2 protein-coding genes are annotated in these 2,324 nt (G+C 66.8%); one reads left to right on the forward strand and one right to left on the reverse strand.

Translation table 11 applies throughout. From position 1 onward, the window contains the following. Positions 1 to 25: 25 nt before the first annotated feature. Positions 26 to 1,810: a proteasome ATPase gene (arc, locus tag AB0B48_RS32855; protein ID WP_030332887.1), complete on the reverse strand. Its 1,785-nt coding sequence runs from the start codon at positions 1,808 to 1,810 to the stop codon at positions 26 to 28. A gap of 178 nt (positions 1,811 to 1,988) precedes the next feature. Between arc and AB0B48_RS32860 the strand changes: the two genes are divergently transcribed. Further along, the gene (locus AB0B48_RS32860) at positions 1,989 to 2,282 is read left to right on the forward strand and encodes a ferredoxin (RefSeq protein WP_266242041.1); all 294 of its coding nucleotides are present in this window, start codon (positions 1,989 to 1,991) and stop codon (positions 2,280 to 2,282) included. Positions 2,283 to 2,324 lie beyond the last annotated feature (42 nt).

Below are 2,324 nucleotides of genomic sequence, written 5' to 3' on the forward strand. Positions count from 1 at the left end.
ATGGTGGGCACCCTCGCTGCTGGGGTCAGAGGTACTGGCCGGTGTTGCTGGCGGTCTCGATGGACCGGCCGGCCTCGGCGCCCTTGCCGCCGGAGACGAGCGTGCGGATGTAGACGATCCGCTCGCCCTTCTTGCCGGAGATGCGCGCCCAGTCGTCGGGGTTGGTGGTGTTGGGGAGGTCTTCGTTCTCGCGGAACTCGTCGACGCAGGCGTCGAGCAGGTGCTGAAGGCGCAGCCCCTTGCGACCCGAGGTGAGGAACTCCTTGATGGCCATCTTCTTGCTCCGGTCGACGATGTTCTGGATCATCGCGCCGGAGTTGAAGTCCTTGAAGTAGAGGACTTCCTTGTCACCGTTGGCGTAGGTGACCTCGAGGAATCGGTTCTCCTCGGTTTCTGAGTACATCCGCAGCACCACGGCGTCGATCATCGCCGCGACGGTGGCCTGGGGGTCGGTGCCGTGTTCGGCCAGGTCGTCCGGGTGCAGGGGCAGCCCGGAGAGGATGTACTTGGAGAAGATGTCCTTGGCCGCCTCGGCGTCCGGTCGCTCGATCTTGATCTTCACGTCGAGGCGACCGGGGCGCAGGATCGCCGGGTCGATCATGTCTTCCCGGTTGGAGGCGCCGATGACGATGACGTTCTCCAGCCCCTCCACGCCGTCGATCTCGCTGAGCAGCTGCGGAACGATGGTGTTCTCCACGTCCGAGGAGACACCGGAGCCACGGGTTCGGAAGATCGAGTCCATCTCGTCGAAGAACACGATCACCGGCGTGCCCTCGCCGGCCTTCTCCCGGGCGCGCTGGAAGATCAGCCGGATGTGCCGCTCGGTCTCACCGACGTACTTGTTGAGCAGCTCCGGGCCCTTGATGTTGAGGAAGAAGCTGGTGTGCTTCTCCTTGCCCTGCCGCTCGGCGATCTTCTTGGCCAACGAGTTGGCCACCGCCTTGGCGATGAGCGTCTTGCCACAGCCCGGTGGGCCGTAGAGCAGGATGCCCTTCGGTGGGCGGAGCTGGTGCTCACGGAACAGGTCCGCGTGCAGGAACGGCAACTCCACCGCGTCGCGGATCTGCTCGATCTGCGACTGGAGGCCACCGATGTCGCCGTAGTCGACGTCGGGCACCTCCTCCAGGACCAGCTCCTCGACCTCGCTCTTCGGGATCCGCTCGTACGCGTACGCCGAACGGGGCTCGATCATGAGCGAGTCGCCGGCCCGGATCGCCGAGCCGATGAGCGTCTCGGCGAGGTGCACGATGCGCTCCTCGTCGGAGTGGGAGACCACCAGCGCCCGGTCGCCCGGCCCGCCGTTCGGTCCCTCCAGGATCTCCTTGAGCATCACCACTTCGCCAACCCGCTCGTAACCGAACGCGTCGACGATGTTGAGCGCGTCGTTGAGCAGGACCTCCTGGCCGCGCCGCAGGTCACCCACATCGAGCGAGGGCGAGACCGCGACCCGTAGTTTGCGGCCACCGGTGAAGACGTCCACCGTGCCGTCCTCGTGCTTGGCCAGGAAGACTCCGTAACCGCTCGGCGGTTGCGCGAGCCGGTCGATCTCCTCCTTGAGCGTCACGATCTGCGTGCGAGCTTCCTTGAGGGTGCTCACCAGCCGGTCGTTGTTCTCGGTCAGCCGCGCCAACTGTGCCTGGGTGGCCGCCAGCCGCTCTTCGAGCTGCCGGACGTGTCGGGGGCTTTCGGTCAACTTCCGCCGCACCAGGGCGAGTTCCTCTTGCAGGAACGCGACCTGCGTGGAGAGATCGTGGGCTTCCTTCTCCCACCGTGCGGCGCGCGAGTCCGCGTCGTCGCTACGTGCTGCCACGTCCCACCTCCCCGGGGGGCTTGAACGTTCTGCCCTAACACTAGCCGCTATGAGGCCGATTCGGTCCCACGCAACACCCTCGTCACCGAACCTTGATCGCCAAGGGTGGCCTGACGGGCCGTTACCGGCGTTCGGGTACCGTCGGAGCGTGGGACGGGAGAACATGGGGGGTGCACAGGTGGCCGAGGTCGCGACCGACGAATTGCAGGTCTGGGTCGACCAGGACCTCTGCACGGGCGACGGGCTCTGCGTGCAGTACGCGCCGGAGGTGTTCGAGTTCGACATCGACGGCCTGGCCTACGTCAAGGGCGTCGACGGTGAGCTGCGGATGGCACCGGGGAGCCGGGTCGACGTCCCCGCGCACCTGCGACTCGAGGTGATCGACTCCGCGAAGGAGTGCCCGGGCGACTGCATCCACGTGGTGCGTGGCGACGGCGTCGAGGTCGCCGGCCCGGACGCCGAGGACGACTGACCCACCGGCCGGGCCGCGCGGCCCGGCCGGTTAACAACTGGG

The sequence above is a fragment of the Micromonospora sp. NPDC049089 genome (assembly GCF_040648775.1).
Classification (GTDB): Bacteria; Actinomycetota; Actinomycetes; order Mycobacteriales; family Micromonosporaceae; genus Micromonospora.